The organism is Bradyrhizobium sp. JR4.3 (assembly GCF_040547695.1).
GTDB classification, from domain to species: Bacteria; Pseudomonadota; Alphaproteobacteria; order Rhizobiales; family Xanthobacteraceae; genus Bradyrhizobium; species Bradyrhizobium canariense.
In genome coordinates this window covers 63436-89891 of sequence record NZ_JBEPQF010000002.1, presented here as the reverse complement: position 1 = coordinate 89891, position 26456 = coordinate 63436, and the positions used below count along the sequence as shown (strand labels likewise).

At 63.0% G+C, this 26456-nt stretch carries 26 protein-coding genes; 13 read left to right on the top strand and 13 right to left on the bottom strand.

From position 1 onward, the window contains the following. Positions 1–228: 228 nt before the first annotated feature. Entirely contained in the window at positions 229–4086 is a 3858-nt protein-coding gene (locus ABIB91_RS03735; RefSeq protein ID WP_354159850.1) for an AAA family ATPase, read from the top strand. A 39-nt stretch (positions 4087–4125) separates the two neighbouring features. Further along, a complete protein-coding gene (locus ABIB91_RS03730) occupies positions 4126–5109 on the top strand; it encodes a DUF4917 family protein (RefSeq protein ID WP_354159852.1) in 984 nt (327 codons plus the stop codon). 8 nt (positions 5110–5117) lie between these two features. Here ABIB91_RS03730 and ABIB91_RS03725 read toward each other — a convergent pair whose 3' ends face one another. The 3 genes from ABIB91_RS03725 to ABIB91_RS03715 form a co-directional block, all read right to left on the bottom strand. After that, on the bottom strand, positions 5118–5396 hold the full coding sequence (locus ABIB91_RS03725) for a DUF1488 family protein (protein WP_354159854.1): 279 nt from the start codon (positions 5394–5396) through the stop codon (positions 5118–5120). 197 nt (positions 5397–5593) lie between these two features. Beyond that, positions 5594–5890: a hypothetical protein gene (locus tag ABIB91_RS03720; protein WP_007599252.1), complete on the bottom strand. Its 297-nt coding sequence runs from the start codon at positions 5888–5890 to the stop codon at positions 5594–5596. A 1-nt stretch (position 5891) separates the two neighbouring features. Continuing rightward, entirely contained in the window at positions 5892–6149 is a 258-nt protein-coding gene (locus ABIB91_RS03715) for a hypothetical protein (protein ID WP_007599250.1), read from the bottom strand. A gap of 359 nt (positions 6150–6508) precedes the next feature. Between ABIB91_RS03715 and ABIB91_RS03710 the strand changes: the two genes are divergently transcribed. From ABIB91_RS03710 to ABIB91_RS03700, 3 genes are all read left to right on the top strand, one after another. Beyond that, positions 6509–6640 carry a hypothetical protein gene (locus ABIB91_RS03710; RefSeq protein ID WP_007599247.1) on the top strand — a complete coding sequence of 44 codons (132 nt, stop codon included), beginning with the start codon at positions 6509–6511 and terminating at the stop codon, positions 6638–6640. A gap of 287 nt (positions 6641–6927) precedes the next feature. After that, positions 6928–8268, top strand: coding sequence for a T6SS phospholipase effector Tle1-like catalytic domain-containing protein (locus tag ABIB91_RS03705; RefSeq protein ID WP_354159856.1), 1341 nt, complete (start codon positions 6928–6930; stop codon positions 8266–8268). 176 nt (positions 8269–8444) lie between these two features. Next, positions 8445–8690 (top strand): PilZ domain-containing protein, encoded by a 246-nt coding sequence (locus ABIB91_RS03700; protein ID WP_007599245.1) that lies wholly within the window; start codon positions 8445–8447, stop codon positions 8688–8690. Between the two features lie 191 nt (positions 8691–8881). Here ABIB91_RS03700 and ABIB91_RS03695 read toward each other — a convergent pair whose 3' ends face one another. The 5 genes from ABIB91_RS03695 to cobS all read right to left on the bottom strand — a co-directional run bounded on the left by ABIB91_RS03695 (position 8882) and on the right by cobS (position 15067). Then, positions 8882–9292 carry a hypothetical protein gene (locus tag ABIB91_RS03695; protein ID WP_007599237.1) on the bottom strand — a complete coding sequence of 137 codons (411 nt, stop codon included), beginning with the start codon at positions 9290–9292 and terminating at the stop codon, positions 8882–8884. A gap of 277 nt (positions 9293–9569) precedes the next feature. After that, positions 9570–10682: an NADH:flavin oxidoreductase/NADH oxidase gene (locus tag ABIB91_RS03690; RefSeq protein ID WP_354159859.1), complete on the bottom strand. Its 1113-nt coding sequence runs from the start codon at positions 10680–10682 to the stop codon at positions 9570–9572. 266 nt (positions 10683–10948) lie between these two features. After that, positions 10949–12022: an esterase-like activity of phytase family protein gene (locus tag ABIB91_RS03685; protein ID WP_354159861.1), complete on the bottom strand. Its 1074-nt coding sequence runs from the start codon at positions 12020–12022 to the stop codon at positions 10949–10951. Beyond that, positions 12019–13923 carry a cobaltochelatase subunit CobT gene (cobT, locus tag ABIB91_RS03680; RefSeq protein WP_354159863.1) on the bottom strand — a complete coding sequence of 635 codons (1905 nt, stop codon included), beginning with the start codon at positions 13921–13923 and terminating at the stop codon, positions 12019–12021. The genes ABIB91_RS03685 and cobT overlap by 4 nt, the downstream gene beginning before the upstream one ends. 145 nt (positions 13924–14068) lie before the next feature. Next, entirely contained in the window at positions 14069–15067 is a 999-nt protein-coding gene (cobS, locus tag ABIB91_RS03675) for a cobaltochelatase subunit CobS (RefSeq protein WP_007599232.1), read from the bottom strand. 334 nt (positions 15068–15401) lie between these two features. Here cobS and ABIB91_RS03670 point away from each other — a divergent pair, with 334 nt between their 5' ends. From ABIB91_RS03670 to ABIB91_RS03660, 3 genes are all read left to right on the top strand, one after another. Next, the gene (locus tag ABIB91_RS03670; protein ID WP_354159866.1) at positions 15402–16064 is read left to right on the top strand and encodes a DedA family protein; all 663 of its coding nucleotides are present in this window, start codon (positions 15402–15404) and stop codon (positions 16062–16064) included. A gap of 96 nt (positions 16065–16160) precedes the next feature. Then, positions 16161–16373 carry a hypothetical protein gene (locus ABIB91_RS03665; RefSeq protein ID WP_354159868.1) on the top strand — a complete coding sequence of 71 codons (213 nt, stop codon included), beginning with the start codon at positions 16161–16163 and terminating at the stop codon, positions 16371–16373. Continuing rightward, positions 16360–16689: a type II toxin-antitoxin system PemK/MazF family toxin gene (locus ABIB91_RS03660; protein ID WP_354159870.1), complete on the top strand. Its 330-nt coding sequence runs from the start codon at positions 16360–16362 to the stop codon at positions 16687–16689. The genes ABIB91_RS03665 and ABIB91_RS03660 overlap by 14 nt, the downstream gene beginning before the upstream one ends. Here the strand turns inward: ABIB91_RS03660 and ABIB91_RS03655 are convergent, their stop codons facing one another. Then, entirely contained in the window at positions 16690–17910 is a 1221-nt protein-coding gene (locus ABIB91_RS03655; RefSeq protein WP_354159872.1) for a citrate/2-methylcitrate synthase, read from the bottom strand. 75 nt (positions 17911–17985) lie between these two features. Between ABIB91_RS03655 and ABIB91_RS03650 the strand changes: the two genes are divergently transcribed. Next, positions 17986–19080, top strand: a complete 1095-nt coding sequence (locus tag ABIB91_RS03650; RefSeq protein WP_354159874.1) for a citrate synthase/methylcitrate synthase — start codon at positions 17986–17988, stop codon at positions 19078–19080. Between the two features lie 200 nt (positions 19081–19280). Here the strand turns inward: ABIB91_RS03650 and ABIB91_RS03645 are convergent, their stop codons facing one another. Continuing rightward, positions 19281–19916, bottom strand: coding sequence for a J domain-containing protein (locus ABIB91_RS03645; protein WP_027515160.1), 636 nt, complete (start codon positions 19914–19916; stop codon positions 19281–19283). 159 nt (positions 19917–20075) lie between these two features. Between ABIB91_RS03645 and ABIB91_RS03640 the strand changes: the two genes are divergently transcribed. Beyond that, complete coding sequence (locus tag ABIB91_RS03640; RefSeq protein ID WP_354159877.1) at positions 20076–20351, top strand: BolA family protein; 276 nt, start codon at positions 20076–20078, stop codon at positions 20349–20351. Positions 20352–20493: 142 nt separating this feature from the next. Here ABIB91_RS03640 and ABIB91_RS03635 read toward each other — a convergent pair whose 3' ends face one another. From ABIB91_RS03635 to ABIB91_RS03625, 3 genes are all read right to left on the bottom strand, one after another. Beyond that, entirely contained in the window at positions 20494–21798 is a 1305-nt protein-coding gene (locus ABIB91_RS03635; protein ID WP_354159879.1) for an HlyC/CorC family transporter, read from the bottom strand. 92 nt (positions 21799–21890) lie between these two features. Then, entirely contained in the window at positions 21891–23039 is a 1149-nt protein-coding gene (gene aroB, locus ABIB91_RS03630) for a 3-dehydroquinate synthase (RefSeq protein ID WP_354159881.1), read from the bottom strand. Further along, positions 23036–23659 (bottom strand): shikimate kinase, encoded by a 624-nt coding sequence (locus ABIB91_RS03625; RefSeq protein ID WP_354159883.1) that lies wholly within the window; start codon positions 23657–23659, stop codon positions 23036–23038. Before ABIB91_RS03625 ends, aroB begins: the two co-directional genes overlap by 4 nt. Before the next feature lie 184 nt (positions 23660–23843). Between ABIB91_RS03625 and ABIB91_RS03620 the strand changes: the two genes are divergently transcribed. The 3 genes from ABIB91_RS03620 to ABIB91_RS03610 all read left to right on the top strand — a co-directional run bounded on the left by ABIB91_RS03620 (position 23844) and on the right by ABIB91_RS03610 (position 26236). Beyond that, positions 23844–23990 carry a hypothetical protein gene (locus tag ABIB91_RS03620; RefSeq protein WP_035669499.1) on the top strand — a complete coding sequence of 49 codons (147 nt, stop codon included), beginning with the start codon at positions 23844–23846 and terminating at the stop codon, positions 23988–23990. Between the two features lie 17 nt (positions 23991–24007). Then, entirely contained in the window at positions 24008–24988 is a 981-nt protein-coding gene (gene xerD / locus ABIB91_RS03615) for a site-specific tyrosine recombinase XerD (RefSeq protein ID WP_354159885.1), read from the top strand. A gap of 285 nt (positions 24989–25273) precedes the next feature. Continuing rightward, positions 25274–26236 (top strand): acetyl-CoA carboxylase carboxyltransferase subunit alpha, encoded by a 963-nt coding sequence (locus tag ABIB91_RS03610; protein ID WP_007599220.1) that lies wholly within the window; start codon positions 25274–25276, stop codon positions 26234–26236. Positions 26237–26456: the final 220 nt, after the last annotated feature.

Sequence of the window (26456 nt, the reverse complement as noted above, 5' to 3'; positions counted from 1 at the left end):
TCGAATTGGGCGAGGGCTTGCGTCGGGTGGCGTAGGCTTCGCCGGATAGAGTTTGCATTGCGGCCGGATCGGAAGATCCGGCCGTTTTATTTTGTAGATCTGATCTCTCCGCCCCATAAACCTGTGTCTAATCGCCTCGCCCTAAAGTTATACCGCCAAATCACACTCGAAAAGGTTGTACTCGTCCTTATTGCCCATCGTCTATTTCATGAGCTGAGGATTGCGTCGATGTCAGCTTCATATTCAGAAGTGACCAAACGACTGCTGGCCGGCCAAAGTGTGGTTTGGGAAAAATTCGGCGATCAAAAAGCAGGGGCCATAAGGCTAGAAAAGCCTGAACAGCGCCGTCTATTCGAGTTCTTATTGAACGCTGACCCAGACAAGGTCGCAAACGGCGACGAAAGTCTTTTCACGGACCTGCTATCGGCGTGGGAGAACAACAAGTACGATCCCGCAAATGTAGCGGGAGCAGCGCCAACCTCATCTGGCCAGAAATCATGGCGTCTCACGCGGGTTGAGGCCTCTGGCTTCGGCGGCCTTACTATATTTGGCGGCAAACCTTTCGATCTATATGTCGGAGGGAACAACTGGTGCCTTGAAGGCCAAAACGGATCCGGCAAGACATCGCTCGTGAGCGCTATCCTGTGGGCACTGACGGGCTATCGCATTCGGGAGCACGAAGGACCCGTGCTCGAACAAGGCATGCGCGACGACGTTGAAGATGACGACGGCAAACGCCTCGGAACCTGGCCTCCCTTAGCGGCCTACCCCACCGAGATTGCGGACCTGCAGAAATCCGCACAAGTTTCGGTCCGCCTCACTTTCGCTTCCAACGACGGCAGCACCGCAACAGCCTTTCGTCGCATTGTTAGCCCCTCCCAAGGAGCTCCAACGTCAGAAGACCAAATCGACCCCGCAATCATTGATGCGCTTCGGCTTGCTGAGATCGGCATACTTATGCCCGCACGCATCACCAAGATCGGCTTCGGCAAAAGCAGTCTAACCCTCTACGAGGCCGTCAAGCAGCTTACAGGCCTCGACCGATTAGCGAATATCGCAGAAGGTTGCTCGGCATTCGGAGCCGCCAATCGAAAGTTTATGAAGTACGCAAAAGACAACCGCATTGATCTACATGAAAACCGCTTCTACGAGAACATAGAGAAGGCAAAACAACTCGCGAGCGAGTTCGATTTCGTGTTGCCTTCCCCGTTGACCCGTGATGAGGGAATAGATGGCCTCCTCCAAGAGCCGGCGCGCCTAGCGTCGGAAGCCGCTGGCAAATACCTTGAGACGCTGAAAAGCGAGATATCGCTAAACGTAAACGTCAATACTTCTCAAGGGCGCACCACTGTCAAGACAGCCGTTTCCAACGCTCGCGGCCTCGTCGCCCAGGGAACTAAAGCGATCCCCTTGTTTCGAGTCTGGAGAGCTTTAACGGTCGCCCTTACCGATCCTAACTTCTCCAAATTGGTCGATGCGATCCCTACGGCAACGGCCAATCTCGACCAAGCCCTTAGCTGGCATCAACGTCAGGCCGCGGACGACAAGCTGCGTTTGAAAGCCATAGCAGCTCAGAGTTTTGTGCCTCTGCAGTCGGGCGATGCCACTTGCCCTCTCTGCGCATCTCCATTGGATGACGAAAACAAGAGAGCGCTGGCGCGAGAACTCGAAGAATTGAAAACGAACTCAGACGCGGCCGAGCGCAAATTGAGCGACGCATGCCTGAGTATCCTAGAAACCACCGCCGCCTGCATACCGATGGAGGTAACCACTTCGCGTGACATCATCGATAAAATGAATCCAAGCGATTCATACTCGTCAGCCATGCGCGAGGCGTTTACATCCGATAATTCGTTCGCAAGCGTTCTCGTCGGTCTTTCAACATCGGTTACGTCGACGATCGACGAACAGCATAAAACTCTTCCCGGCTTCACTTACGAAGACTTCAAGGCCTCTAGCGGCGAACCCGAGGCTGCAATCAAATTGAGGCAAGAGCTCTATTTACTGGAACGGCTTATCGCTCTTGTCCGCTGGTGGGGGGCAAGCCGACCGAAGTTTTTGGAAGCCTGGAGTATCCTGATTGGCAAGCAGCTAGACGACGGTTCATTTCCAGAACAGAGCATAGAGGGAAAACTTCTCGAACTAGAGCAGGCGCTAGATCATGCACGCCCCCTAGATGATCTATCCAGAAACTTGACTAGTGCAGCCGAGGCCGCGGGAAACTGGATAACCATTCGGAGGGTCCAGCAAACCCGCGAAGCGATTCGCGACTCATTGGAGCCGCTCAAGAATTTGAGAGCCCTCGTTGCAACGGAAACAACAAGTTCAATTACCGCGCTCTCTGAGACAATAAATTCAATATGTGGGAGGGTCGTCCTGAGAGAGCGCTTAGCCTATCAGGAGACGACAATTAGCAGAAAGGAAGTAAGTGTAAGTGGCAGCTTTAGTCCTGGCATGCGGATTGACGCAGCCTTGGTTGCGAACACATCTTGGTTGCGGGCCATTCTGTGGTCTTTCATTCTGGCCTTGCGAGAGGAAACACTTCGAACACTGGGATGGAATCCACTTCCACTTGTAATCCTTGACGATCCACAGGCTACTTTCGACCCGCGCAATAAGCGAAGATGGGCACAAGAGCTTGTGCGCAGCGCTAACTTGGCTGAATCTGAGTTGCTCCACTCGCAGCTGATCGTAACGACGCACGAACGCAGCTTCTATCAAATGCTGGTCGACCACGAAAAATTCAAAGCGCAACAGGGATTAATCGGGGCCGTAAACAAGATTTCAGGGGTGGCTACCGTCGCCAATGGCGGCGAGCTTCGTCGAATTTACGACGATGCAAAGTCTAACAACGACGATGCAAAAGCGCGCGACTACATACGGAAGGTCCGCATCTATTGTGAGGACCTAATCAAGTTCATGCTTCGAGGCATCAGCAGTCAGGTACCCGACCTGACCCTCAACCAACTGAAGGAAGAACTCAAGAGACTACGCCAAGACCACGTCGCTCCGTTTGATCGAAGGCCGTTCGAAGCGCTCATCAATGCGCTGAATGAGAGTCACAAGGCTATTCAATACATAAACGAACCCCATCATAAGGACGATGAGAGCTTCGGCGTCGCAGAGGCTGATGTCGTTAGAGGGTATTGGGATAAAACATTGCTCGACAAAATACATACTGCATTCGGCGTATTCGATACGTTCGAGCGGTATACCGGTGAGCCCCGGACCTTCCCTTGGGCGAAGAATGTCTTAGAATTTCCAAAGGGCCACAAAGATCGCGTCAAACAATGCATCATGCGCCAGACCGGCGTCGCTGCCGCAGCAAAAACAGACGGACGCGTCGGAGACGGGATTATCACTGTTACCGAATGGACCACAGGTGAAGAAGTCAGGCTGCCCAACCACGACGTCTTCCAACTCGCCGCTGGGACGCTTGATCCCGTCGCAAGCATCGGCGATCTGATTATTGTAAGTAACTATGCAAAGGTGAACGCACGAAACCTTGTGGTCGCCGCATCCGGAAACAGTTTGTTAGCTCGCCGTCTAAATCGACCCGAGAACCACGCCGAAATTGCCGTTTTGACAGGGCAAGCCGTGGACCCATATTCCATTCCTGAACCTGTAATCGTGCCACCCGACACTGGCTTCCGAAAGATCGTGGGCACCCTATTTACGTCGCATCTTTTGCCGCTCCCGCCTGCCGATATCGAAAGGGAATTCCTGGAAATACCGGATCTAGACATCCTAAGCCGGACGCTGAAAGACTCGCGCCTCTTTAAAGTTGAAGGTCGCTCAGCTGAGCCCGTCGCGCTCGACGGACAATTTCTCATGACGAACAATAAGCCAGCCAAGGCAAGCGAGATAGCGACATTAGACGGAAGGCTCATTGTGGCCATCGACGAGGATGGCGCGCGCTACTTCAAGCGACTGCGGTGTCATGGCGCGCTAGTGGTCTTGGAAAGCCTAAATCCCGACGGACTGACACCCGCTGAATTACTCAGTTTGGATGGTTCGCATTCCTTGCCCAGATTAACGGAAGCACTCGAAGTTGTTGGCATCCTCTTCGAATTGCCAAACGACTAGTTCACGCCCCGGCTAGCATTCTTTGCGAGGCAGACCAAAATGGCCAACGATGAGCACAAGGTCATCTCATTTCAGGAAGCTCTTGCCTTATCAGAGAATATCACGCGCTCGATACTGATCGGCAACGGCTTCTCATACACCTATTTTAACTACGCTAACCTTCTTAAGAATGCGGGACTCGAGACGAATGAATGTTTGTTGAGCTTATTCGATGCTCTCAAAACAGTTGACTTTGAATATGTAATAAAAACCTTAGAAGCCGCTGCGCTTGTCGAGGAGAAATACAACAAAGCTGCGCGGGCCTACGCATTGCGCAAAGAAGCACAGAAGCTCCGACGCGCTTTGGTCCACGCGATACGCGCTGTACATCCGAACTTCCACACAGAGGTAGCAGGTCTCGTGCCTGCTTTTGAATTTATCGACCATTTCTCCAATCTGTTCACATTGAACTATGACTTCTTACTTCACTGGATTCGGCTACAGGATACAGGCTCATTCACTGACGGATTTGGTCTCGGCGAGAATGACGGGGAATTTCTGGGCCCTTTCAGCGAAGAAGCATGGTGCAATGTATACAACGTCCGCGGCGGGCTTCATTTATTCTCCGATGAGCATGGAGCCGTACACAAACGCCTTGGAGAACCAGCGATAATCGAGGCTATTGGCAAGACCATAGTCGCAGGCAAAAGGCTACCGCTCTACGTAGCTGAGGGAGCTTCCTCGCAAAAGCTCGCAAAGATATTCGGTTCTCCGTATTTGCGGCACTGCTACGAACAAATCAATCTATGCGAAGGTGCGTTTTTTGTTTTTGGCCATTCGGCAGATAGAAACGACGAGCACATCTACTTGCAGATTTTCCGAAGCGACATAGATCATCTATACTTCTGCGTCTATAATCCGACGCCCGCCGGGCTTGCACAATTAAATGCAGAACTCGTTCGCTACAGGGCGCTTTCAGAATCGAACGTGGGATTCACTTTTGTAGATTCGGCTTCTGCCAGTGTCTGGGGCGCGGTTCCATAAGGCCGCCCCTACCCCCGAAAATCAATGCTCCGCAGCACGATCCCCGGCGGCGTGCCTTCGAACTCCGTCGCCTGATATTTGCGTCCGGTGCAGGCTTCGATGCGCTCGCGCAGGCGCGTGAACTGCTCTTCGCGCTCGCTGGGCCTGGCGCGCGGGCCGCGCTCGAGGTCGTCCATGGCGGAGGTCGAGATCGCGCAGGGGATCTCCTTACTGCCGTCCTGCATCGAGAACTGGACGATGCCGCGGTCCTGGTCGTGGGCGATGAAGCGGCTGGTGGTGAGCGTCATGGGGTGTTCCTTTTGCGGCCGCGCGTCGTGCCGGGCTTGTGCGCGATGGCGCACGGGGACGCCGGTCGGCGTTATCGAAGCAGGCTGTTGCACAAGCTTGCACAACAACTGACTTCGGTGGTTATGGGTCCTGGCTTTCGCCAGGACGACGCCTGTGTTTGCGAGCGCTGCGTTATCGCGCCACGAGTTGGTCGCCTTCAGCCGTCGCCGTTGAGCCTTGCGAAATCGTCGAACAGCGCGGCGACCAGCGCCCGGTGGCGGGTGTCCTCGGCGGGGAGGCTCGCGGCATAGAGGTTGAGAAGATGGCGGGCCTTCACGGCGGCCTCGGGCCAGGACGTGGCGGGCACGGACATCATGCGGTTTTCGAGCTCGGCCTCGCGCTCGCGCAGCTCCCTGACCTGGGCCTCGACATCGGCCAGCGCGCGGCGCAGGTCGGTTGCCTTCTGGGCGGCCATGCCGCGGTGGCTGTCGAGATCGACCGGGATGTCAGTCATTTCAGGCACTCGCGTCGATACGTTGGGCATCCGCCAGGTCGACCGAACCGATCGACAGCATCTCCGTCGCACCGCGCACGCCTTCGGAGGGCACCGTGATCATGGTGGCGACGCGGCGATAGGACGCGAAGGACAGGCCCTCGATCATCTCCTCGTCGGTGACGACCTCATAGGCGCCGGCCGGCAATTCGCGCGCGACGCCGCGGATGTGGAATGGATGCTTGAAGGTGATGGTTTCTCGCCGCGAGCGGATGGTCATGCGCGCCTGCCTTTCGCAAAGAAGAGGCCCCAACCGACGCCAGCTGGTCGCGACCATGCGCTTGTTACCCGGCAATAGCCAGCTTTATGTCAGCGCGGGCCGGGACTTAAGGCGCAAGCGCGGTGCTCGCACGCGGCGTTTTAGTCCTCGCCATCGGCAGGGCGCAGGCGTACGCTCGACCACGTCAGCGCAGCTCACGCAATTGCCGCGCGTCGATGTTGCGCTGCATCTTTCGCGCCTCGTGTGCGCAGCGGCGATATTCAATGGCTCGGGCGGGCGCATCGCGTAGCCCTGCCAGCGACCATTGCAGCGCCGATCTCGCACGCGGACGAACTCGAAACCCAGGAGGAGACGACGTCATGGCCAAGGGACAGCAACGCAGCAACCGCGAGACCAAGAAGCCGAAGAAAGACAAGATCAAGACCAGCGCCGCAGCGCCCAGCCGCAAGGATGCGGCGTGGCAGCCGGAGATCGGGCAGAAGAAGAAGTAGCGGGGCGGCCTCTTTCACAACGGCGGGGCTCTCGCATAGGACGCCTCAGCGGCGCCTGAGCGAGCGCCTCGTCCTTCGAGACGACCGCTTCGCGGTCTCCTCAGGATGAGGCTTGCCTGCACTCATCTGCGTTGAAATGCCACCGCACACTCATCCCTCATCCTGAGGGCCCGCCGCAGGCGGGCGTCTCGAAGGATGGCCGCAGTCGAACTTCCGGCCATACATCTCCTTCTCCCCGCCGTTTTCCGCTATACTCGCCCGGGTAGCATCAGCGGGAGGGGTATCCTGTGGAGCACGAGCGCAACGCCGACCACACATCCGAGCCGAAAAATCTCGTCATCTGCTGTGACGGCACCGGCAACGAGATTTCCGAAAACATCTCCAACGTCCTGAAGCTGTATCGCTGCCTGCGCAAGACGGCCAAGACGCAGCCGCGGCAGATGGTGTTCTACGATCCCGGGGTCGGCACGGTGACGGAGCCCTCGACGTGGCATCGCTGGAAAGCCAACGTCAATCTGGTGCTGGGGCTCGCCACCGGCTACGGGCTCGATGACAACGTGCTCTCGGCCTATTGTTTCCTGGTCGAGCATTACGCACCGGGCGACAGGATCTATCTGTTCGGTTTTTCGCGCGGTGCCTACACGGTTCGCGTGCTGGCGGGGCTGATCCACAAGATCGGCCTGATCTCGCCGGAGCAGGCCAACCTCGCGGGCTCCGGCCTCGTCGCCTACAAGCAATATTCCGGCACCGGGCGCGGCAACGACATCGAGGATCTCAAGGACATCGCCGTCGACGATCAGGGACCGCTGCCGAAAGATCAATTCGACCTCGCCGCCCAGTTCGCGCGCATCACCTCGACGCGCTGGCCGACCATCCACTTCATCGGCGTCTGGGACACGGTGGCGAGCGTGATCGTGCCGCGGCGCGACGTCTTCTTCCTCGTCTTCAGCCTGGAGGAGCTCGCCTTCACGCTGCGCAATCCCAGCGTCAACATCTTCCGCCAGGCGATCGCGATCGACGAGCAGCGCCGCATGTTCCGCCTGAATACGTATGAGGAGCCGCAGGACTACTGGCGCAACCGCTATGTGCCCGATGAGAAGAAGGAGCCGCAGGACATCCTGCAGGTGTGGTTCGCCGGCGTGCATTGCGACGTCGGCGGTGGCTATCCGGAAGCCGAGAGCGGCGAGTCCAAATATCCGCTGCTCTGGATGATCGAGGAGGCGGCCAAGGCCGGGTTGAACTTCAACCCGCGCACGGTGAACCAGCTCGCCTGGGGCATCCAGCGCAAGAACTCGCCGTTCCAATACGTGCCGCCCGCCTTCACCGGCAAGACCGGCGAGCTGCATGATTCGATGACGGCGCCCTGGCGCGTCCTGGAGTATCTGCCGAAGAGCGCGACCTACAAGGAATGGCCGGAGCGGAAGGTGTTTATGGGGCTCTACATCCCCGATTGCGAACCGCGCCTCATTCCCGAAGGCGCGCATGTGCACGAGAGCGTGTTGAAGCGGATGGCGGTGGAGCCGGGCTATCGGCCGGTGAATTTGCCGAAGGACTATGTGACGGTGCCGATGCCGGTGCCGCCGGGTGTGGGCGCTGGAGGCGAGGCGGGGGAGATCGTGGTGGGGTGACTCCGCTCGCAATGACGGACGGGCTTTGATGGCAACCCACCCCGCTACCGCTCCTTTCTCCATTCGCCGATACTTTTCATTAAAATTCTCGCCCCCGCCTTAGCCGGATCGAATCATCTCCTTGGCATCATCGACAAACCACCCGCGCCATCCGCGGAAATTGGAGGAGAGTGCCAATGCATCCGCGACGACATGCCCGCGTCAAGCCCGCGGGCCTCGTGTCCCGGCAGGCCAAGATCATCACCGACCCGCGCGCGCCGGTGATCCCCTGCACGCTGATCGACTATTCGCCGGGCGGCGCCTGCGTCGATCTCGGCGGGCAGGTGAAGATTCCCGATCGGTTCGAGCTGCTGCATGTGAACACCAAGAAGCGCTGCCGCGTGGCATGGAAGCGCGGCACGAAGGTGGGCGTGGTGTTTTAGGCTCTCCCGTCGTCCCGGCGAAAGCCAGGACCCCCGCGCGAGCGCCCTTGCGCTCGTCGCGATACCCCAGGGAGCAGTTTGGCGAAGGCTCGTCGTTCGGTACGCCTACCGCCCACAATCGATAAATCACGCGGTATGGGTCCTGGCTTTCGCCAGGACGACCGCGGAGATTGTTGCGCGGCTATCTCATCTCACGACTTCCGCATCCGCGCCTTCGCCCCCGCGACGATCTGCATCGCCACGCCGGCGATCCAGCCGAACAAGGCGAACCAGCTCCACGCGATATGCGGTTCGAGGCGGAGCACGATGATGGCGACGGAGGCGAGCGCAGTGAATGTGGCGCAGAGCGTGCCGGCGGAGCTCAGCAGTTCCGCGGCGTCGATGTCGCCATGGGCCTCGTCGAAGGGCAGCTGCGGTGTGTCGATGCCAAGATAGAAGCCGACGAAGCCCAGCACCATCATCAGCAGCAGGAAGCCTTCCGTGGTGAGCGCGGGTATAGCGGATCCCACGTAAGCGCCGACAAACAGCCCGCACGCCGCGCCCGCCATCGCAAGCCCCACGCGCTCGATGACGTGGGCAGCTTTCCGGATACGAAACCGCATGGCAGGCCTCCGCGAGGCGTTGGACGCACGCGAGGTTAGGCCAGATTTGGCGGAGGTGGAAGGTGAGAGGGTTTACGGATGCGTGAGGTGGGATGGTTTAGGACCAAAGGACGCAAGCGCGGCGACCTTTGCGTGGGCGCATGCCTCCCCGACCGTCATTGCGAGCGCAGCGAAGCAATCCAGGCTCTTTCCGCGGACGCAGTCTGGATTGCTTCGTCGCAAGGGCTCCTCGCAATGACGAGTTTGCGGCGCGGTCGTCGCGCCACATTCGCCCCCCTCACCGCGCCCCGAAATTGGTCTTGCCGAACAGCGCCTTCTGCGTCGAGGGCTGCGAGCGCCAGTATTGCGGGGGTGCTTCGACTTCGCCGCCGAGCTCCGCTGCGGCGTGCCAGCCCCAGCGGGGATCGTAGAGCATGCCGCGGGCGAGCGCGACCATGTCGGCCCTGCCGGAGGCGACGATGTCTTCCGCCTGCTTCGGCTCTGTGATGAGGCCGACGGCGATGGTGGGCAAACCCGTCTCGCGCTTGATGCTGTCTGCAAACTGCACCTGATAGCCGGGGCCGAGCGCGATCTTCTGCAGCGGCGAGACACCGCCGGAGGAGGCATCGATCCAGTCGACGCCGCGCGCCTTCAGCGCCTTGGCGAACTCAATCGTCTGCGCCAGGTCCCAGCCGCCCTCGACCCAGTCGGTCGACGACACCCGCATCCCGATCGGCTTGTCGTGCGGGAATGCCGCGCGCACCGCGTCGTAGACTTCCAGCGGGAAGCGCATGCGGTTTTCGAGCGAGCCGCCATATTCGTCGGTGCGCCTGTTCGAGATCGGCGACAGGAATTGATGCAAGAGATAGCCGTGCGCGCCGTGCAGCTCGATCGCGTCGATGCCGATGCGATCGGCGCGCTTCGCCGACTCGACGAAGGCATCGCGAATGCGCTTGAGGCCCGCGGCGTCGAGCGCCAGCGGCGCGGCTTCGCCCTCCTTGTGCGGCAGCGCCGACGGCGCCACGGTCTGCCAGCCGCCCTGGTCCTGCGGGATCAGCTGGCCGCCGTCCCAGGGCCGCGCGCTGCTCGCTTTGCGGCCCGCATGCGCGAGCTGCATCGCCATGGCGGTCGAGGAATGTTTCCGCACCGAGGTGAGGATCTGCTTCAGCGCGGCCTCGGCGGCATCGCTGTAGAGCCCGAGGCAGCCCGGCGTGATGCGGCCGATCGCCTCGACATGGGTCGCCTCGATGCAGAACATCGCCGCGCCGGACAGGCTGAGATTGTTGATGTGGGTGAAGTGCCAGTCGGTGGGAACGCCGTCCTCGGCCGAATATTGGCACATCGGCGACACCACGATGCGGTTCTTCAAGGTCAGGCCGCGCAGCTTGATCGGGGAAAACAGGACGCTCATGCGGGGGAGTTCCGGGATGGGGCGGGGAGTTGGACAGAGTGTAGTGAGCGATGCGCCGATTGCCAGCCGCGCGGCGGGCATGGCGGCTCGTTCGGCCACGCATTGCACCGCAGTCGTCGTCCTGGCGAAAGCCAGGACCCATTACCCCAGTTAGCAGTGTTGCGCGGATTGATAACCACGAGCCTTCGCCAAACTTCTCCCTGAGGTAATGGGTCCTGGATCAGCGCTCGCTCTGCTCGCTTGTCCAGGACGACAAGAGATAGCCTCTACTCCACCAGCGCGAACTGCAGCAGCAGGGTGCGCTGGAGCATCGAGAAATTGTCGTCGGACACCAGCGTCAGCACGGTCTCGCCGTCAGGCGTGACGTGGGCGTCGATGCCTTCCATGTTGTCGATCTCGTGGCCGAGATCGGCCTTGAACAGCACGGGGCCGTCGACCAATGCGCCCGGCGCGATCGATTTCAGGGGGATCGCGCGGATGCGGATATCGACGCCGGTGAACCAGGAGAATTTGCGTTCGAGAATCAGGAGATCGCCCGAGGGCAGCAGCACCGCATCGCTGATGAGCTGCTGCTCGGTGCGGCGAATGCTGAACTGGCCGGGCGTCGGGCCGCCGAGCAAAAATCCGATCAGATTGCCGTCGGCGTCGAAGCCGCCCTCCGACAGCGCGATCAAGGTCCCCGCGAGCGGCTGCCCCTTTGGTATGTCCTTGGGGACAAACACCAGCGCCTCGAGCCCTTTATTATAGGGCAACTTTCGCACCGCCGGCGGCGTCGGCAGCACCTCGCCGCGGGCGCGTGTGCCGCCTTTCGAGAAATCGAACCGCATGATCTGGTTGACGCGCTCGAGCCCGACATAGACGAAGTCGCCGTCGCGCGCGAGCGATTCGGTGTCGTACCATAGCCGCTTCTCCGTGATCGGCCGCCCCTCCGCATTGAGCACCGGCGCAGCCTCGACGTCGTCGAGACCGGTCATGCTCCGCCCGGAATAGCGGATGCGACCGGTGAACCAGGTGCCCTGGTCGGAGATCGCGAGGAAGCGCTCGCCTTTGCTGTCGAGAAACCGGAAGCCGGACAGGCCGCCGAAGCCGCGATGCGGCGAGGTCAGCACCAGGCCGCCGCGATAGTCCAGCGAACCGAACCGCGTGCGCACGCGGTCGCGCGGCTCGAAATTGGGGATCGGCCGCGCGTTGACCTCAATGCCGACAGGCGCGGCGACGGCGTGCTCGATGAGCGCCGGCTTCGGCGCGGGCTGTGCCTGCGCCAGACGAGACAGTGCGAGAGTGGAAAATCCCGCCGCCGCGTGGCCGATAAAGCTGCGGCGGGATCGATGCTTGCTCACGAATGCAATTTGCGTCGCGGGCGGTTGGCCGGCTGCGTGGGCGCGGTGTTGGTCTCGCTGAAGAGTTCGGCGAGTTTTTCGGTGATGGCGCCGCCGAGCTCTTCGGCGTCCACGATCGTCACCGCGCGGCGGTAATAGCGCGTCACGTCATGGCCGATGCCGATCGCGATCAGCTCGACCGGCGAGCGGGTCTCGATCTCCTCGATGATGTGGCGCAGGTGCCGCTCGAGGTAGTTGCCGGGATTGACCGACAGCGTGGAATCGTCGACCGGCGCACCGTCGGAGATCATCATCAGGATCTTGCGCTGTTCGGGCCGGCCGAGCAGGCGCTTGTGCGCCCAGTCGAGCGCCTCGCCGTCGATGTTCTCCTTCAGCAGCCCCTCGCGCATCATCAGGCCGAGATTCTTCCGCGCACGGCGCCACGGGGCGTCTGCCGATTTGTAGATGATGTGGCGGAGATCGTTGAGACGGCCCGGACTGGCCGGCTTGCCGGCGGCAAGCCACGCCTCGCGCGATTGGCCACCCTTCCAGGCGCGCGTGGTGAAGCCGAGAATCTCGACCTTGACGCCGCAACGCTCCAGCGTGCGGGCGAGGATGTCGGCGCAAGTCGCCGCGACCGTGATCGGCCTGCCGCGCATCGAACCGGAATTGTCTAAGAGCAGCGTCACCACGGTGTCGCGGAACGTCGCCTCCTTCTCGTGCATGAAGGACAGCGGGTGATAGGGATCGGTCACCACGCGCGACAGCCGCGCGGGATCCAGAATGCCCTCTTCGAGATCGAACTCCCAGGCGCGGTTCTGCTGCGCCATCAGCCTGCGCTGGAGCCGGTTGGCGAGACGGGCGACGATGCCCTGCAGATGCGCGAGCTGCTTGTCGAGATAGGCGCGCAGGCGCTCCAGCTCGTCATGATCGCAGAGGTCTTCGGCGGCGATGATCTCGTCGAACTTCGGCGCGAAGGCGTGGTATTCCGGCCCGCGCGGCTCGTTCTTGCCGTGCGAATTCGGCCGCGTCGCCTCGCCCGGCGTCTCGTCGTCGCCGAGTTCGCCGTCGTCGAAGGTGTCGGAGGTCGAGGCCTGCGCGCTTTCCATCGCGCTCTCGCTCATCTCCTCGCTCGACGCCTGGGCCTGATCAGCGCTCATCTCCTGCGCGGCGTCGGAATCGGGCGAGCCCTCGGCGCCGGACTGATCGTTGTCGCCGTCCTGGTTCTCGTCGTTCTCGTCATTGTCTTCGCTGTCGGCGCTGCGCTCGTCGCCGATCTCGAGCGCCGTCAGGAGATCATGCACGGCATCGCCGAACCTGGTCTGGTCCTCGACCACGGTGTCGAGCCGGTCGAGCCGCCTGCCGATCTTATCTTCGAGAATGGGGCGCCAGAGATCGACCATCTTCTTGGCGGCGGTCGGCGGCGCCATGCCGGTCAGGCGTTCGCGCACCAGCATCGCCAGCGCGTCGGCGAGCGGCGCGTCGGCGCGATCGGTGATCTCGTCGAACTTGCCGCGATGGAAATGGTCGTCGAGCATCGCGGTGAGGTTTTTCGCAACGCCCGCCATGCGCCGCGCGCCGATCGCCTCGACCCGGGCCTGCTCCACCGCCTCGAACACGCCGCGCGCCTGTGGATTGCCTGGCATCAGCTTGCGATGCACCTTTGGATCATGACAGGCGAGCTTGAGCGCGATCGAATCGGCATGGCCGCGCACGATCGCGGCATCGCGCCTGGTCATCTTTCGCGCAGGCTCGGGCAGCCGCGCCTTGCCCGGCGCGAGCCCGGGACGCTCGGCGGCGAAGCTGACGTCGAGCTCGGGCGCCTTGGCGATCGCCTTGAGGCAAGAGGCCACCGAGCGCTTGAACGGCTCGGTCGGGGCTTCCTTGGTGTTGCGGAATTTGGAGTTGGAGGTGGTGCTCATCTCGCCCTTACCCGTCGTCCCGGCGAAGGCCGGGACCCATAATCACCGGCGATCATTGCGTCAGGAGAAATTATCGGCGGCGCTTCACTCGAGACATCACGCGGTATGGGTCCCGGCTTTCGCCGGGACGACACACCGAGAGAGATCAGCTGAGCGCCACGTTCACCGCCGATTCCGGCAGCTCCGCGTTGAAGCAGCGCTGGTAGAACTCGGCGACGAGAGGACGTTCGAGCTCGTCGCACTTGTTGAGGAAGGTGACCCGGAACGCAAAACCGATGTCGCTGAAGATGTCGGCGTTTTCGGCCCAGGTGATCACCGTGCGCGGGCTCATCACCGTCGACAGATCGCCATTGGCGAAAGCGTTGCGGGTGAGGTCGGCGAGGCGAACCATCTTGTTGACGATGTCGCGGCCCTCCGTGGTCCGATAGTGCTTGGCCTTGGCCAGCACGATCTCCACTTCCTCGTCATGGCTGAGATAGTTCAGCGTGGTGACGATCGACCAGCGGTCCATCTGGCCCTGGTTGATCTGCTGGGTGCCGTGATAGAGGCCCGAAGTGTCGCCGAGGCCGACGGTGTTGGCGGTCGAGAACATGCGGAATGCCGGATGCGGCTTGATCACCTTATTCTGGTCGAGCAGCGTCAGGCGGCCGGAGACTTCCAGCACGCGCTGGATCACGAACATCACGTCCGGGCGGCCGGCGTCGTATTCGTCGAACACCAGCGCAACGTTATGCTGGAGCGCCCAGGGCAGGATGCCGTCGCGGAATTCGGTGACCTGCTTGCCGTCGCGGACCACGATCGAGTCCTTGCCGACGAGGTCGATACGGCTGATGTGGCTGTCGAGGTTGACGCGCACGCAGGGCCAGTTCAGCCGCGCGGCGACCTGCTCGATATGGGTGGATTTGCCGGTGCCGTGATAGCCCGTGACCATGACGCGGCGGTTGTGGGCGAAGCCGGCGAGAATGGCGAGCGTGGTGGCGCGATCGAAGCGGTAATCGGAATCGACTTCGGGGACGTGAGGATCGACTTCGGAATAAGCGGGGACTTCGAGATCGCTGTCGATCCCGAACACCTGGCGCACCGACACCTTCATGTCGGGCAAACCGGAAACTTCCTCAACTTTGGACATCGCGGCGGTCGTCATCAATCCTCCGAGGTCCCGGGCGATCCCGAGACCAGTTATTGCACGTTGGCTGCGGCTGGGTGCTGTTGCGAACCTATCAGAGACAACGTGCGGGCAGAAGCCCGCCCCCCAATCAAAGTTCCGTTGTCTTTTCATTTAGATAGGCAAGGAACGCGATTTTTGGAAGGCTGCCCTGCGAATCACGCCTGAATTTCGTGCGGAGGCACGGTCCTGCCCACGCGGGTGGCACTTTTACCGCCGCTCGTTACTTATGTAGGGTCCGAACCCCAAGGCCGATCCCCAAGGCCAATCCACAAGGCCCAATCCACAAGGCCCAATCCACCACAGAGACGATGTGACGTCCTTTCTCGATCCCCTCATTTCATTCGTCTCGGCCCATGCGTGGCTGGCCTATCTGACCCTGTTCCTGGCGGCCCTGCTGGAGGCGGTTCCGGTGGTGGGGTCGGTCATCCCCGGCTCGACCATCATCCTGGCGCTGAGCGCGTTGGTTCCTGGCGGCGAGCTTAGGCTGCAATGGGTGTTGCTGGCGGCAGCGCTCGGCGCGGTGCTCGGCGATGGTTCGGCGTACTGGATCGGGCACCGGCAGCAACGGGAGATCCTCAACACCTGGCCGCTGACCAATTATCCGCGCGTGGTCGAGCAGAGCGAGAATTTCTTCCACCGCTTCGGCACCTGGGCGGTGTTCTTCGCCCGCTTCGTGCCGCCGATCCGTGCCTTCGTCCCGGTCACGGCGGGCGCGCTGGGCATGCCCCCGGCCCGCTTCTACGCCATCAACATCCCGGCGATCCTGGTCTGGGCGCCGGCGCATGTGCTGCCGGGCGTGCTGGCGGTGTCGGCCCTGCACGAATATGCCGGGCTGCACCACCATGGACATGTCGGCAAGCACATCTGGATCCTGACCGTGGTCGGAGTCGCGATCGTTCTGGGCCTGGCGGCCTGGATCTATCGCCGCCGTAACGGTGGCGGTGTGGCGATGGCGAAGCCGCCGGCTCGATAGCGTCAAGCGGCGCGCTGCTTGCGGTTGCGGACCTCGCCCTTGCCTCTCTACCCGTAACGCGTTACAGTGTAACGCGTTACGATGGGACCGTTTCCAATGACTGCACCCGCTGAAAGAATGAAAATGATGCGCCAGCGGAGGCGCGTCCGGGGATTGCGCGAACTGCGCCTCGTCGTCGCTGATGCTCGCTCGCGGTCAGTTCGACGACGGGTGGCGAAGCAGGTTGCCGGCCTCGACCCGGATCGCGAGCGCAGCACGCTGCAGTGGATCGAGTCGGTCTCCGAGTTCGACGCAGATGCAACGCGGTGACGTGGTGGCCGTCGCTGCAACGGGCGACTATGGCAAGCCCCGCCCGGCGGTCATCGTGCAGAGCGACGCTTTCCCCGAAACTCATGCCTCCGTGGTGATCTGCCAGTTGACTTCCGAACTGGCGGACGCCCCGGACTTTCGCGTGACCATCGAGCCAACCCGCGAGAATGGATTGCGACTGAGATCGCAGGCGATGGCCGACAAGCCGATCACCGTGAGACGCGAACGGATCGGACAGAAGATCGGGCATCTCGGCAGCCAGGACATGGCTCGGCTCGGGATTGCTTTGGCGTTCGTGTTGGGGCTTGCGGATTGATCAGGTACCCGTCCCTACCCTTCTTCCCGGCGCCGGCCCGACATACCTTGCCCTTGGCCTGATCAGCTTGCCGTGCTGTAGCTGCTCGCTCGCATGGGCGATCCAGCCGACGCTGCGGGCCATCGCAAACAAAGCGAGCTCGCTTCCGGCCGGCAGGCGCAGCGCGTGCACCAGGACGGCGAGCGCATAGTCGATGTTGACGAGCTCGCCGGTCGCCTCCGCGATGCGCTCGGGCACCTCCTTGGTGAATTTGCGCGGTGCGCCTGCGCGGGTCAAGGCATTCAGGAGCGACTGCGCGCGCCGATCGCCCCGCTTGTAGACACCGTGACCGAAGCCCGCAAAGCGTTCGCCGAGCGCGACGCGTTCGCGGACCATTGGCTCGACGTCACGATCGACCAGCGCCTTGACGAGCTGCGAGGCGAGCACGCCGGCACCGCCGTGCTTCGGTCCCTTCAGCGCGGCGAGGCCGGCGATGACGGAGTCATAAAGATTGAGGCCGGTCGAGGCCGCGCAGCGCGCGGTGAAGGTGGACGCGTTCAATTCATGCTCGGCGAGCAGAACCAGCGCGCGGCGGATCAGATCGGCCGCGTGCTTGTTGTCGGGAGCCCAGGCCCTCGCGATCTGCTGGTGCAGCGGCTCGGCGGACGGCTCCGTGTTGAGCATGGTCGCGACCAGAAGCCGGACGATGCGCCCTCCGACCATCGCACGTCCGTCATGCGCGCGGGTGAAGGCGCGAGGATCGGCGCTCGATGCGAGCGCCAGCACGGCGATGGCGCGGTCGATCGGCGCGGCGCGGCGCGCCGCCTGCGCGATCAGGCGCATCTCATCGGACACCGCGGGCTGATTATCCGGCGCAAAGGGATCGACGCCGGAGACGTCCCACAGAAGCGTCGCGGTGTGCTCCAGCGTGTCGTTCTCCGCGAGATCAACGCAATTGACGCCGCGATAGATCGCGCCGTCCTCGGTGATGGTGGAGATCTCCGTGTCCATGACAGGCAGATCGGCATCGAAGCTGCGCAGGCCGCGCGGCTCTGGCGACGGCACCCGGCGCTCCTTCAGGGCCCGGACGTCCTCGGCGCGATAGCGGTTCTTGCGCGAGTCCGGCGTCGGCTCGGAGCGGACCAGGCCGCGGCTGACATAGGCGTAGAGCGTGGCCGGCGAGATTGCGAGCTCGGCGGCGGCTTCCCGGGCGGAGAGGTAGAGACCTTCCGAATTTTTCATATTGATTTATGTAATCAAGATTGATCAATCTGTCGAGAGGCCCGACCTTTGGCTGGTGCAAAGGAGATTTGGGCCATGAACATCCACCTCACCAAAAGCCAGATCGGGCTGGACGGCGTTCCCGCGGCCGAAACCGTGCTGAGCCATGTCGATGGCGAACGCGGCGAGTTGATCATCGCCGGCGAGCATGTAGGCACCCTCGCCAGGCAGTCGAGCTTTGAAGGCGTCACCGCCCGGCTCTGGAACGGCGCCAGCATAACCACGCTGAACGAAGCCAATGTGCGCGCGAGCCTCGGCGCGGCACGCGAGCGCGCCTTCGCGCGGCTGGATGAGTTGCTGCCGGCAACGCGCGGCATGGGCGTCGTCGACGGGTTTCGCGCGGCGGTCGCGGGACTTCGCGCCGAGCACGGCCTCGCCCACGAGGCGACGATCGTCGGCGCATTCCCGGTGATTGCCGGCGCGCTCGTCCGCCGCGCCAGGGGTCTCGATCCCGTGGCGCCCGATCCGAATGTGAGCCATGCGGCCGATACGCTTCGCATGCTGCACGGGCGCGCGCCCGAACCACTCGAGGTCACGGCACTGGACGCCTATCTCGTCACCGCCAGCGATCACGGCATGAACGCCTCGACCTTCACCGCGCGCGTGGTGGCCTCAACGCAGGCTGACCTGTTTGCCGCCGTCACCGCCGGCTATTGCGCGCTGACGGGTCCGCTGCATGGCGGCGCGCCGGAGCCGGTGCTGGAAATGCTCGACGCGATCGGCTCGCGCGAGCGCATCCAGCCCTGGGTGGACGCAGCACTCGCCCGCGGCGAGCGGATGATGGGTTTTGGTCACCGCGTCTATCGCGTGCGCGATCCGCGCGCCGACGTGCTCAAGACCGCGATCGAGGCGCTGGCCTCGGACGGCGCCGACCTGCCGTTTGCCGGCGAGGTGGAGGCCTATATCCGTAGCGCGTTGCGCAAGAAGAATCCGGACCGGCCGCTGGAGACCAATGTGGAGTTCTTCACCGCGATCCTGCTCGATGCGCTGGCGATTCCGAGACAGGCCTTCACGCCGATCTTCGCGGTGGCGCGCGCCGCCGGCTGGACGGCGCATGCGCGCGAGCAGCAGCGGACGGGACGGCTGATCCGGCCGAGCTCGTCATATGTGGGGGCGATGCCGAAGGCGTAGGGAATGCGTAGCCCAGATGGAACGGCGTTCTTTCCCTCTCCCCTTGTGGGAGAGGGTGGCTCGCCGCGCAGCGGCGAGACGGGTGAGGGGTTCTCTCCCCGCACAATCCCTTGCATTGGAATTTGAGGAAGCAAGCCCTCATCCGGCGCTCTTCGCGCCACCTTCTCCCACAAGGGGAGAAGGGAAGACAGTGCGCGGCCTCAGGCTTCGCGCACCACGGTCTTCAGATAATTATACGCCTTGATGATCTCGATCAGGCGGTCCTCGGTGGAGCGGTCGCCGCCGTTGGCGTCGGGGTGGTGCTGCTTCACCAGCGCCTTGTACTTGGACTTGACGTCGGCGAGCGTGGACTCGGGGCCGAGGCCCATCACCTGGAGCGCCTTGCGCTCGGCATTCATGATCTTGCGCGTCTCGGCCTTGGGCGCGGCCTGCGGCCCGGCGCGCCAGCCGGTGCGACCGTTGAGCTCCTGGAACATGCTGAACGGATCGAAGGCGCCGTCGATCTCGGCCTCCGCGCCTTTCTTGACGCCGCCATTGGCGCCCATCTTCCAGGTCGGACGATGACCGGTCAGCGCATCTTTCTGATAGCGCGCGACAGCGTCGGCATTCATGCCGGAGAAGAAATTGTAGTTCTGGTTGTACTCGCGCACATGGTTCAGGCAGAAGTGCCAGTACTCACGCTGATTGTCGCGACCCTTGGGCGCACGATGCGCGCCCTTGTTCTGACACCCGGTCCATTCGCAATTGACCACGGCGTCGCGCGGCTTCACTTCCGGCTGCTTGCCTTTCGGCTTGATCCGGATGGAGTCGAAGAACTTTGATGAATCGATCGGCATGGCTGACTTTGACTACGCAATGCAAAAACCTTCAAGTCTTGACATTGCAATTAGCTGAAAACACATACCCGAAGCTTCGCCTCGGCGTTCTCGAGAACGGCCGCCAAGGGCGACCTACGGAATTGACGGAGTGCGGTCGCGCACCTTAATGGCACACCCATGGCTATGAGAGACACTATCAGCAACAAGTTGCAGGAAGCTTTCACGCCGGAAAGCCTCCAAGTCGTCGACGAGTCACATTTGCATGAGGGCCACGCCGGCCATCGGCCGAGCGGCGAGACGCACTTCCGCGTATATATCGTGTCTCAAGGCTTCAAAGGGAAGAGCCGGGTCGATCGCCACCGCATGATAAATTCGGCGCTGGCCGCGGAACTCTCAGGCAGCGTGCACGCGCTGGCGATCCACGCGCAAGCGCCGGGGGAAGGCGGGAGCTAGCTCGCCGATACGGCTGTCATGCCCGCGAAGGCGGGCATCCAGTACTCCGAGGCGGCGCGGCTAGAATCGAGCCGCTGCGGCGTACTGGATCGTCCGCTCCAGTGCGCAAGCGCGCACAAGGCGGACGATGACAGCTACCGCGTCAAAACGACGTCCCGGCCCGCCGCCGCTTGGCTTCCTCCAATTCCGTCTCGCGCGGCACCGGTGAAATACGGAGTGCGGTGATGCGGTTGCGTTCGCGGCGGAGGACGCGGAAGCGGAAGCCGTGGAAGGTGAAACTCTGGCCGCGATCGGGGATCGAGCGCGCCTCGTGAATGACGAGGCCGGCAACCGTCGTTGCCTCTTCGTCGGGCAGGTGCCAGTCCATGGCGCGGTTGAGGTCGCGGATCGGCACCGAGCCGTCGACGACGACCGAGCCGTCCGGCTGGGCGCGCACGCCCGCGACCACGACGTCATGCTCGTCGGAGATGTCGCCGACGATCTCTTCCAGAATGTCTTCCAGCGTCACGAGACCTTCAACTTCGCCATACTCGTCGACGACCAGGGCGAAATGGGTCTTGCGGCGGCGGAACGCCTTGAGCTGCTCGGAGACGGGCCGCATCTCCGGCACGAACCAGGGCGGCAGCGCGATGGTGGAGACGTCGATGCGCGAGGTCTCGCCGTCGGCCGCGCGGATCGCGCGCAGCAAATCCTTGGCGTGGAGCACGCCGATGATGTTTTCCGGCTTCTCGCGCCACAGCGGGATGCGGGTGTATTCGGCCGCCAGCACCTCGCGCACCAGATCCTCCGGCGACAGGTCGGCGTTGATCATCGTCATCTCGGTGCGATGGATCATAACGTCGGAAACCTGGAGCTCGCGCAGATCGAGCAGCCCGCCGAGCATGTCGCGGTCGTGCTTCTCGAACTTGCCTTCATGATGCAGCAGGTCGACCGCGCCGCGCAGGCGCTCGGTCGGCGACAGGATCGCCTGGTGTTCGCCGGCAAGGCCGAACAGGCGCATCAACAGCCGCACGATGACTTCCACGATCCGCAGCAGCGGTCCCAGCACGTACATCGTCAGCCGCATCGGGCGCGCGACCGCCAGCGCCATGCGGTCGGGCGCGTTGATCGCGATGGTCTTGGGCAGCACCTCGGCGAAGATCACGACCAGTGCGGTCATCAAGCCGGTGGCATAGAGCACGCCGACGTCGCCGAACCAGGCCGTGAAGATGCTGGTGGCCAGTGCGGATGCACTGATGTTGGCGATATTGTTGCCGAGCAGCAGGGCGCCGATCAGGCGCTCGCGCATGTCGAGCAGCTGCGAGACCACGTCGGCGTCGCGATTACCCTGCTTGGAGAGCCGCAGCATGCTGGCGCGCGAGGCGCCGGTCAGCGCGGTCTCGCTCGCGGCGAAGAAGCCGGAGACGAGCAGGCAGAGAATGACGATGGTGAATCCGAGCCAATCCATGAACCACTCTGGTTTCTTGTTTTGACGCGTTTTCTTGACGCGAACCGGTACCCATTTCGCTCGAAAACGCTTTAGCGCCGTTCAACCGCGTGTCACGCCTTGTGGGCGAGCTTCTCCTTGAGGAAGTCGCGCACCGGAGCCGGTTCGACGTTCTTCACGACGATTGCGCGCCCGACAGCCTCCAGCAGGATGAAGGTGAGCCTGCCGCGCACGACCTTCTTGTCCTGCGCCATCAGCGCCATCAGCGCGTCGGCATCGGCAAGCCCCTCCTGCGCGAATCCCGCGATGTCCTGCAAGCGCGTCGGCAAGCCGGCTTCGATGAGGTGGCGCTCGACCCGCGCGGCGTCCGCGTCGCCGATCATGCCGAGCTTCGCCGAAAACTGCGCCGCCAGCGTCATGCCGATCGAAACACCCTCGCCGTGAAACAGGCGATCGGAGAAACCGGTCGCGGCTTCCAGCGCATGACCGAACGTATGGCCGAGATTGAGCAGCGCGCGCTCGCCGGTCTCGCGCTCGTCGCGCGAGACCACGCCGGCCTTGGCGCGGCAGGAGGTCGCGATCGCATGCTCGCGCGCCGAGCCGCCTTTGGAGATGTCGGAATGATTCTTCTCGAGCCAGGCGAAGAAGGCCTCGTCGCCGAGCACGCCGTATTTGGCGACCTCGGCATAGCCGGCGCGGAATTGCCGCGGCGACAGCGTGTCGAGCACGGCGGTGTCGGCGATCACAAGCACCGGCTGGTGGAAGGCGCCAAGCAGATTCTTGCCCTGCGGCGAATTGATGCCAGTCTTGCCGCCGACGGAGGAATCGACCTGCGCCAGCAGCGAGGTCGGGACCTGCACGAAGTCGACGCCGCGGCGCAGGATCGCCGCCGCAAAGCCGGCGAGATCGCCGACCACGCCGCCGCCGAGCGCGATGACGAGATCGTTGCGCTCGATCTTCGCGGCGATCAGGGCCTCGCTGACCTTTTCGAGACCGGCATAGGTCTTGGAGATCTCGCCTTCCTCGACGACGATGCGCGATGTCGGAATGCCCGCGGCTGCGAGCGAAGCCTCGGCGGGTTCGAGCCAGTATTTCGCGACGGTGCGATCCGTCACGATCGCGGTGCGCACGCCGGGACGCAAACGCGCCACCCGTTCGCCGAGCGAGGCCAGCACGCCGCGGCCGATGACGATGTCATAGGCGCGATTCTCCAGCGCGACCTCGACATTGACGGGATCGGAATGTTTCAAAGGCGCGGTCATCGTGCGGCACTCGCGACGTCGGCTGGTGGCGGGGACGCCCGTTCGCCGCAAAGATGCGCACGCAGCGTCTCGATGGTCTCGTCGACGATTCTGTCGTGCGGCACGTCGCGCGAGGCGATGGTGAGGTCGGCGTGGCCGTAAACCGGCTCGCGCTCGGTGAGCAGGCGCGTCACGGTTCCTTCGGGATCGGCGGTCTGGAGCAGCGGACGGTCGGCGCGCCGGCGCACGCGGCGCATGATGACGTCATGATCGGCCTTGAGCCAGATCGAGATCGCCTTTGCCGCGATCCGGCCCCGCGTCTCCTCGCGCATGAAGGCGCCGCCGCCGGTCGCCAGCACGATGGGCCCGCCGTCGAGCAGACGCGCGATCACGCGGGCCTCGCCGTCACGGAAATGCGGCTCGCCGTGGCGCTCGAAGATTTCCGGTATGGTCATGCCGGCCGCGGCCTCGATCTCGGTGTCGGCATCGACGAAGGGCAGCTTGAGCCGGAGAGCCAGGCGGCGGCCGATGGTGGATTTGCCCACCCCCATCATGCCGACGAGCACGATCGAGCGCGTCCCCAGCGCCGACAGGATGTCGGCCTCGGGCGAGGCTTGGATCGGCAACGCGGCGTCGGGCATTTGTCTCGCTCGAATGGATCTCGCTCGATCTGCCGCCAAAGGCGGCATCCTTTGGCCACCTATACGACCCCAAAGGGGGCCTCGCCAGAGGACTCTTGCCACGAAACGGCGAACGTGTTGGATGATTTCATTGGTTAATTTGCCCGCCAAGCCCCTGACCGAGACCCTCTCCGAGATCCTGCCGATGCCCAGCCTGTTCCGCTTCCTGACGGTCGTCGCCGTGATCGCCGGCATCGTCTATGGCGTGGTCTTCGCGCTGGCGAACTTCGTCAATCCCAAGCCACGGGAAATGACGGTGACGATCCCGCCGGATAAGTTTCTCAAGAAATAGGGGCTAGCCTCCGGGGCATGCGTGCCAGATCTTCCGATAACAAGCCCTCAGATACAAAACTTACCGGCCTGTTCCTCGACATGCTCGCCGCGGAACAGGGCGCCGGCCCCAATACGCTCGACGCCTACCGCCGCGACCTCACCGACTTCTCCGAGTTTCTCGGCCGCGTCGGCCATGCATTCGCGGATGCGGAAACACAGACGCTGCGCGACTATCTCACCGATCTCGACACGCGCGGCTTCAAGTCCACCAGCGTCGCGCGGCGGCTGTCGGCGCTGCGGCATCTCTATCGCTTCCTCCTGAACGAACGCATCAGAACCGACGATCCCGCGGCGATCCTGTCCGGCCCCAAGCGCGGCCGCGGCCTGCCGAAGGTGCTGTCGATCGCGGATGTCGACCGCATGCTCCGCCGCGCCAAGGAATTGAGCGAGGCGGCGGATGCCTCGCCGTCGAAACGGCTGCGCGCCCTGAGACTCTATTGTCTACTCGAGGTCCTCTACGCCACCGGCCTGCGCGTCTCCGAGCTGGTGGCGCTGCCGCGCACGGCCGCGAAGCGCGACGCCCGCATGATCGTGGTGCGCGGCAAGGGCAACAAGGAACGGCTGGTGCCGCTCAACGAGGCCTCGCGCCAGGCGATGGCCGATTATCTCGCGGCGACAGAGGCGGCCAAGGACAACAAGGCAGACAAGAAGAACAGCGTGGCGGCCTCGAAATGGTTGTTCCCCTCGTTCGGCGAGAGCGGACATCTGACGCGGCAGCATTTTGCCCGCGACTTGAAGGAGCTCGCGGTCGCTTCAGGGCTGCAGGCCCGGCTGGTCTCCCCCCACGTGCTGCGCCACGCCTTCGCCAGCCACCTGCTGCACAACGGGGCCGATTTGCGCATCGTGCAGACGCTGCTCGGCCATACCGACATCTCGACCACCCAGATCTACACCCACGTGGTCGAGGAGCGGCTGAAGAGCCTGGTCCGCGACCTGCACCCGCTGGCGGAGAAGTAGTTGCTGCCCTAGCTGCAGTAGCCCGGATGAGCGAAGCGACATCCGGGATTGACGATTGGGGCGACCTGCCCCGGATCTCGCTTCGCTCATCCGGGCTACGGTACGGGTCGGAGCCCGAAACCGCCTTGACTTCGGCCACATCTCCGCAGAAAGAGCCGGGGCCTCACGATGATTTGGCCTGCGCTCGTTGCGAGCACACAAGCCAACTCATTGACGAACCTACATTTCTTTCCACGACATCGAATCCGCTTCGCCGCCTCGCCCCGTTCTCCCTATATTGAGTTGATGCCAGACCAGATGCGCAGCTATCTCGATTTCGAAAAGCCCGTCGCCGAGCTCGATTCCAAGCTCGACGAATTGCGGACGCTTGCGGCCTCCGGCAGCGACATCGCCGAGGAGATCGGGCGGATCGAGGACAAGGCGGCGCAGGCGATGGCCGACCTCTATCTGAACCTGACGCCGTGGCAGAAGACGCTGGTCGCGCGACATCCGCAGCGGCCGCATTTCAACGACTTCATCAAGGGCCTGATCACCGAGTTCACCCCGCTCGCCGGCGACCGCAAGTTCGGCGAGGACGAGGCGCTGGTGGCCGGCTTCGGCCGCTTCCGCGGCGAGGCCATCTGCGTGATGGGCCAGGAAAAGGGCGATTCCACCGAGAGCCGCATCAAGCATAATTTCGGCATGGCGCGGCCCGAGGGCTATCGCAAATGCGTGCGGCTGATGGAGATGGCGGAGCGGTTCGGCCTGCCGGTGCTGTCGCTCGCCGATTCCGCCGGCGCCTATCCCGGCATCGGCGCGGAAGAGCGCGGCCAGGCCGAGGCGATCGCGCGTTCGACCGATGCCTGCATGGCGCTGACCGTGCCGAACGTCGCCATCATCACCGGCGAGGGCATGTCGGGCGGCGCCATCGCGATCACCACCGCCAACAAGGTCCTGATGCTGGAGCACGCGATCTACAGCGTGATCTCGCCCGAGGCGGCGTCCTCGATCCTCTGGCGCGACGGCTCCAAGGCGCAGGAAGCCGCTAACAACATGAAGATCACCGCCCAGGACATGCTCCGCTTCGGCGTGATCGACAGCATCCTGAAGGAGCCGGTCGGCGGCGCCCATCGCGACCCCGCCGCCATGATCGCCACCACGGGCGACGCCATCGCCAAGGCCTTTGACGAGCTCCGGGGCCTCGACGGCGACGCCATCCGCAAGCATCGGCGGCAGAAATTCCTCGATATCGGCCGGAAACTGGGCTGATTCGGGCGGTTTGGGACCGCAGCGGCGGTGCGCTCCCTCCCCCGCTTGCGGGGGAGGGTCGGGGAGAGGGTATTTCCTCTCGCGATACTCCCGATGCGGCACGAGCCCTCTCCCGGCCTCCCCCGCAAGCGGGGAGGTGAAGAGCCCCCGGTAACCCCGCGTTAACCCTTTTTTTGCCCAAATCAGCGATCTCTGTACCGGTTTGGCCGCGAGGCCCAAG